This is a genomic window from Hypericibacter sp. (assembly GCF_050729195.1).
Lineage (GTDB): Bacteria > Pseudomonadota > Alphaproteobacteria > Dongiales > Dongiaceae > Hypericibacter.
In genome coordinates, this window is the sequence record NZ_JBOHKS010000108.1 from 1 (window position 1) to 6,476 (window position 6,476).

Sequence of the window (6,476 nt, forward strand, 5' to 3'; positions counted from 1 at the left end):
GCGGGCTTCGCGACCGGTGCGATGGCCGGAACGCCCAGGCGGATCCGGTACACCCTCACCGGCTGCGCGATATTCTTGAGCGCCTGCTCGCCCAGATCGTCGAAGGTGTAGTCGAACTTGCCGCGAACCTGGCGGTAGGCGTCGTCGGAGAGGCAGATGCCACCGGACTCGGCCATTGCCTCGAGCCGCGCGGCGATATTGACGCCGTCGCCGAAGATGTCGTTGTCCTGGTGGATGATATCGCCAAGATGGAGACCCGTGCGGAAGGCAATGCGGCGGTCGTTGGGCAGATCGCTTTCGCGATCGACCATGGCGGTCTGGATCTCGACGGCACAGCGCAAAGCATCGACGACACTGGCGAACTCGACCAGCACGCCGTCGCCCGTGGTCTTGACGATGCGGCCGCGATGATCGGCGATCTTGGGGTCGATGAACTCGCGCCGGTGGGCCGTCAGGCGGGCCAGCGTGCCTTCCTCATCGGCGCCGGTCAGCCGGCTGTAGCCGGCGACGTCCATCGCCAGAATGGCCGCAAGTTGGCGTTCCATGCGTTCCTTGACCAAGGCCACCCCCACGAAGGGATCGAAACCAAGTTCACGTGAGCACGACTACTCCGGCAAGCCCGCCTTCCTCAGGCCTTCGGCCAGCCTCGCGTAGTCCTCCGGCCGGCGCAACGGAATGACCTGCAGGAGATTGGAGACCCGCAAGTCCGGATCGAGCTCGCGCAGACGCGTCATCACTTTCTCCGCCTGCTCCTGCCGGCCGATGAGGGCGCAGCTGGCCGCCAAAATGCGTATCGCCGATTTGAGGTCCGGCCGCTCCCGCACGGCTGCTTCCGCGAATGTCACAGCCTCGGTATAGCGACCGGCGACGAAATGAGCGTAGGCGGTACCGCTGTGTATATTGCAAAGGTCGGGGTCGTACGGGCTCAGCCGCAGCGCTCGGGAGATGCGCTCGATCGCCTCATCCGGTTCTCCGAGCCAGACCTTGACCCAGCCGCTGAAGTACCAGGCCCACGCGGAGTTGGGATTCAGCAACAGAGCCCGGTCGATCAAGGCGGCGCCATCCTCGGTTTCGCCTACCACATAGGCGAGAGCAAAGCCCGCCGTGCAGAGTGCGACAGCATCGTCCCTTCCCAACTCTGCCGCCAGTTGCGCCAGCCTCGCGGTTTCCGCGATGTCTTGCTCGCGATCGGTCACCCAGCCGCTGGTCTTGCGTTGGGAGTAGCAGCGCGCCGCCATGCCATAGGCGGCGGCAAATCTGGGATCCAGTTCGACCGCCCGCGAATAGAGCGACAGCGCTTCCTCGTTGGCTGCCTTGGTCCATTTCAGGTAGGCCGCCATCCCCCGCAAATAGTAGTCGTAGGCGTCCAGGCTCTCGGTCGGCTTGCGACTTGCCCGCTCGATCTCCGCCTGCTCCAGCTTGGGTGAAATCGCGCCGATGACACTGGATGTCACCTGGTCCTGGAGATCGAAGATGTCCTCGAGCCCGCCGTCGAACCGGTCGGCCCAGAGATGCGCGCCGGTCGCCGTGTCGATGAGCTGACCGGTGATGCGGACCTTGTTGCCCGATTTTCGCAGGCTGCCCTCGAGCACATAGCGTACGCCAAGCTCGCGGCCGACCTGCTTCACGTCGACGGCACGGCCCTTGTAGGTGAAGCTCGAATTGCGCGCGATGACGAACAGCCAGCGCATGCGCGACAGGGCCGTGATGATCTCCTCGACAATGCCATCGGCGAAATATTCCTGCGCGGGATCGCCGCTCATGTTGAGGAAGGGCAGGACCGCGATCGAGGGCTTGTCCGGCAGGGCGAGGGACGCCGCCATCCTGGATGGCGGCGCCGGCGAGATCGGGCCCGTCTGCACCCGATAGACGCGCACAGCATGGGCGATGTTCTTGAGCGACTGTTCGCCGAGATCTTCATACTGGAAATCGAGCTTGCCGCGGACCTGGCGATGCGCATCGTCGGAGAGGCAGATTCCGCCCGGGTCGGCGAGACCTTCGAGGCGCGCCGCGACATTCACGCCGTCGCCGAAAATGTCGCCGTCCTGATAGATGATGTCGCCGAGATTGATGCCCATGCGGAGCTCGATCCGCCGGTCGGGGGGCTGATCGGCATTGCGCTCGGTCATGCCACGCTGAATCTCGACGGCGCCGCGCAAGGCGTCCACCACGCTGGCGAATTCGACCAGCATGCCATCGCCGGTGGTCTTGACGATCCGCCCGCGATGCTCGGCGATCGCAGGATCGATGAGCTCGCGGCGGTGGGCGGTCAGGCGGGCGAGGGTGTCTTCCTCGTCGATGCCGGTCAGCCGGCTATAGCCGGCGACGTCTGTCGCCAGAATGGCCGCAAGCCGGCGTTCCACGCGTTCGTTGACCAACGTCGCCACCACCCCGGACAGGCCACCGCTCGATCACAGTCCGATTAGAGCATAATCAGCGTCGAGGTGGGGAGACCGTCGTCGCCACGGCGCCGTTCCGTCACGAAATCGACAGCTATTCCGGCAAGCCCGCCAGCTTCAGACCCTCGACCAGCTTGGCGTAGTCTTCCGGCCGGCGCACAGGGATCATGTTCCTGAGGCTGGACATCCTCAAAGCGGGATCGAGTTCGCGCAATCTCGTCATGGCTTTCCGCGCCTCATCCTGTCGCCCGGCGAGAGCCCAGCTCGCCGCCAGAACGCGCGCCGCGACATGACCATAAGCGGGACGCTCGCGGATGGCCCGTTCCGCCCATGACACGGACTCGCTGTAGCGGCCGGCTAGGAAATGAGCATAGGCCATGGCGCCCAGCATGCTGTAAGCGAGCGGATCCTGAGGGCTCAGGCGCAACGCCCATGTGGTACGTTCGATCGCAAGTTCCGGCTCGCCAAGCCAGACCTTGGCCCAGCCGCTGAAGAGCCAGGCGATGGCCAGGTTCGGATTGAGGGCGAGTGCCCGATCGATCATGGCGTCGCCGTCTTCGACATTGCCCATGACATGGCCGAGCGCGAAGCCGGCCGAGCAGAGAGCAACGGCATCGCCGCTGCCCAGCTCCGCGACCCGCCGGATCAATCGCGCCGTTTCGGCAACATCCTGCGCGAGATCGACGACCCAGCCGCTGGATTTGCGCTGCGAGTAACAGCGCGCCGCCATGCCGTAGGCCGAGGCGAAGTCCGGGTCGAGCTCGATCGCCCGCGCGAAATGGGCGAGCGCCTCGGCATTGCCTTCCCGGGTCCATTGACGGGCGGCCGAAAGCGCCCGCAGGTAGTAGTCATAGGCATCGAGGCTCTCGGTCGGCTTGCGCTTGGATCGTTCGATCTCGGCCTGTTCCAGCTTGGGTGCGATGGCACCGATAACGCTGGCAGTGACCTGATCCTGAAGGTCGAAGATGTCCTCGAGTCCGCCGTCGAAGCGGTCAGCCCAGAGATGGGCGCCCGTGGCGCAATCGATGAGCTGGCCGGTGATGCGGACCTTGTCGCCGGACTTGCGCAGGCTGCCTTCGAGCACGTAGCGCACGCCGAGCTCGCGGCCGACCTGCTTCACGTCAACGGCTCGGCCCTTGTAGGTAAAGCTCGAATTGCGGGCGATCACGAAGAGCCAGCGCATTCGCGACAAGGCCGTGATGATCTCCTCGACGATGCCGTCCGCGAAATACTCCTGACCCGGATCGCCGCTCATGTTCTGGAAGGGCAGGACGGCGATGGAGGGTTTGTCGGGGAGGGTCAGAGGAGCGGCGGCGGGATTTGCCTTGGATGCGGTGGGACCCAGCCGAACCCGGAAGACCCGGACCGGATGGGCAATGTTCTTGAGCGATTGATCGCCGAGGTCCTCGAAAGTGAGATCGATTTTTCCGCGGACATGGCGATGCGCGTCATCCGAGATGAAAATGCCGCCGGGGTCGGCAAGACCTTCGAGGCGCGCGGCGACATTGACACCGTCACCGAAGATGTCGTCCTCCTGGTGGATGATATCGCCGAGATTGATGCCGATGCGGAGGTCAATTCGCCGGTCGGACGGCTGACCGGCATTGCGCTCCGCCATGCCGCGCTGAATCTCGACGGCGCCGCGCAGGGCGTCCACCACGCTGGCGAATTCGACCAGCATGCCATCGCCGGTGGTCTTGACGATCCGCCCGCGATGCTCGGCGATCGCGGGATCGATGAGCTCGCGGCGGTGGGCCGTCAGGCGGGCGAGGGTGCCTTCCTCGTCGGCGCCGGTCAGCCGGCTGTAGCCGGCGACGTCCGTCGCCAGAATGGCCGCAAGCCGCCGTTCCACCCGCTCCTTGACCAAGGCCGCCCCTCCTGGGGATCAAGCCAATGTCCAGTCGGAGGAATTAAAGCATAGCGGGACGGGGTAGGGGAGATTGACGGGTGGGGCAGAAACCCGCCCTCCGCGGTCCTCCGACACGCTCTTGCGTTTCGAAGGACCGGAAGAAGGGGCGGAAGCGGGACGATCTAGCCGGCGGTCGTGGCCGCTTCGGCCGCCGCGGGGTCGAGATCGGGGGTGAAGGAAGGAGATTGGCGCTCGGGCTCGGCCCGCGTGCCGAGCGGGCGCACCGTCACATAACCGCAAGGGACGGCCTCGGTGACGATCAGGGTCGTGAGGTCGGGCTCGGGGCCGCCGCCGAAGCTGACGATGATCTGGTCGCCGCGGCGCAGGAGATCGCAGGCGGGGGCGAAATAGCCGGTGTAGTCGGGATTGCCGCATTCGCTCGACAGAACCAGCTCGGGCTTGTCGTTGGTGCGGTAGTGCCAGAGCGTGAAGCCATTCGCATAAGCCAGAATGCTGAGTTCGCGCGCGACGAAGCCTCTCGGCATGCCGATCCTCCCGGGTTCTTGGTTGCGGTGACGTGTGGTTTTTCACGGCAGATAATACGCAAAAGGCGTATAATTGGCAAGAGGAAAAATCACTCACGTAAAAGGCACCCAGCTCGCGGACGCCCGGTTCCTCTGAATCACTCCATAAGCTGAATGATCGCTTCGCTTTCGAGTTCAAAGCGTGTTTGACGATCGCGATCTCGCTATATGCGGAAGCAAACCCCTCCCCCTACCCCCTCCCGCAGGAGCTACGGGATTCACACATTTTGCATCTCGGTAGCGAGGGCATATCCCTCGAGCCTGGCGGCGAGTTGGTTCCAGCCATGACGCATGGTCTTTGGCCCCGGCGGCTTGTAGTAGCAGTTCCAGCCGCCCAGACGCGCGGCGATCCAGGCGACGAAGGCGAGAGAGCCGGGTAGATGCGGGTTTTTCTGGCGCAGGGTCTTGCCCTCCAGCTTTCGGGAGAGGCGTTCGAGCGGGACGGCGAAAGCCTCGTCGATGACATCGCTGGCCGGACGCGGGCCGCCATCGCGAGCATCGACCAACTGGATGGTCCGCACGGCCCCCGCCAAGCCGATGGTCGCCAGATTGAACAGGCGCTCGGCATCGACCAGCTGACTGTCTTCGAGGGCGAGGCCGTCGCTCTTCAGGGCACGAAAGGTCTGCTCGATGCGCCAGCGCAGCCGATAGAGCTGGACGACGTCTTCGGCTTGCGCGCCCTCGGCCACGCCATGGGTGGTGAGCAGGCGCCAGAGCAGCGGGGTCTTGCCGGCCGGAGCCCCGACCTCGCGAGCCTCGACCAGATTGAGCTCGATCGAGCGGGGCAGCTTCTCCCTCCGACGGCTGTTGACTGGCCGGGCGATCCGCACCTTGCCGGCGCGCAGCTCCACGGTGGCGACGCGACCCTTGTCGCCGGGTCCGCGCGGCGCCACCCGGACTTTGCAACTGCGCAGGCAGGGCGCGCCCTCGAGCGCCTCGAACAGGCAACCGCCCCCGGCCAGCTTGCGGTTCTGTGCCGCCCGCACGATCAGATCGAGACCCGCGGGCTTGCCGGCAAAGAGCGGATAAATATCGCTTTCCCGATCGGCCACCATGGTGACCTGCGCCGCGCCGCTCAAGGTCTCGGCCGCGCTCGCACACCCCGCCAGCCAGCGTGCCGATTCCTTCTCCCCCGAAGCTCGGCGGCGGCGAGGCTCCGCCGGCTCCCGGCCCCGCGTCCAGATCGCCGCATCGACCAGCCCGACCACCGCCTCGCTCTCCACATCCACCGCGATCACCGGATGGATGAAGAACCCCGCTGTCGTCCCATTCCCGCCCGGCCCGAACCCGCGCCGCTTCTTATCTCGGCCGGCAAAGTTGATCTCGCTCGTGTCCTGGACCGCCAGCACCCGGCGCCCCACACATTGCGCCGCCGTCCGGCTCGCCAGCGTCTCGACGATCCGCTCCACCGAAACGTAGGGCGAGGACAAAAACCGATGCGCCGCCATCTCGCCCGCCCGGGTCTCCCCCAACTGGCGCAGAACCAGCGACCCCGTCGCCGCAACCCGCCCGATCAGCCAATCCGCCCGCTTCTCAACCCGAATATCCCCAAACAACAAGCTCTCACCCTCGGCAAAATCACACCGAAGACCTTGAATCATATTTACATCCATTCCGGAATCACTTCCGTGAATGCCGTAGCCC

The 6,476-nt window shown here is 65.3% G+C and carries 6 protein-coding genes; 1 reads left to right on the forward strand and 5 read right to left on the reverse strand.

Annotated elements, in window-relative coordinates; genetic code table 11:
* The 5 genes from ACREE8_RS08160 to ACREE8_RS08180 all read right to left on the reverse strand — a co-directional run.
* Positions 1–545: adenylate/guanylate cyclase domain-containing protein (locus ACREE8_RS08160; protein ID WP_431572487.1), on the reverse strand; the 545-nt coding region annotated here is incomplete at its 3' end.
* A gap of 60 nt (positions 546–605) precedes the next feature.
* Positions 606–2,363 (reverse strand): adenylate/guanylate cyclase domain-containing protein, encoded by a 1,758-nt coding sequence (locus tag ACREE8_RS08165; RefSeq protein WP_431572488.1) that lies wholly within the window; start codon positions 2,361–2,363, stop codon positions 606–608.
* Positions 2,364–2,493: 130 nt separating this feature from the next.
* A complete protein-coding gene (locus tag ACREE8_RS08170; protein WP_431572489.1) occupies positions 2,494–4,266 on the reverse strand; it encodes an adenylate/guanylate cyclase domain-containing protein in 1,773 nt (590 codons plus the stop codon).
* Between the two features lie 164 nt (positions 4,267–4,430).
* A complete protein-coding gene (locus ACREE8_RS08175) occupies positions 4,431–4,793 on the reverse strand; it encodes a hypothetical protein (protein ID WP_431572490.1) in 363 nt (120 codons plus the stop codon).
* Positions 4,794–5,050: 257 nt separating this feature from the next.
* Positions 5,051–6,280: an IS4 family transposase gene (locus ACREE8_RS08180; protein ID WP_431572491.1), complete on the reverse strand. Its 1,230-nt coding sequence runs from the start codon at positions 6,278–6,280 to the stop codon at positions 5,051–5,053.
* Between ACREE8_RS08180 and ACREE8_RS08185 the strand changes: the two genes are divergently transcribed.
* Positions 6,269–6,476 (forward strand): hypothetical protein (locus ACREE8_RS08185; protein WP_431572492.1); only part of this gene is annotated, 208 nt, incomplete at its 3' end. The two genes, ACREE8_RS08180 and ACREE8_RS08185, sit on opposite strands and share 12 nt — an antisense overlap.

Bases quoted from the DNA above. Each gene is read 5' to 3' on its own strand.
- ACREE8_RS08180 (WP_431572491.1), bottom strand. From the start codon at position 6,280: ATGGCGGCGCATCGGTTTTTGTCCTCGCCCTACGTTTCGGTGGAGCGG.
- ACREE8_RS08175 (WP_431572490.1), bottom strand. From the start codon at position 4,793: ATGCCGAGAGGCTTCGTCGCGCGCGAACTCAGCATTCTGGCTTATGCG.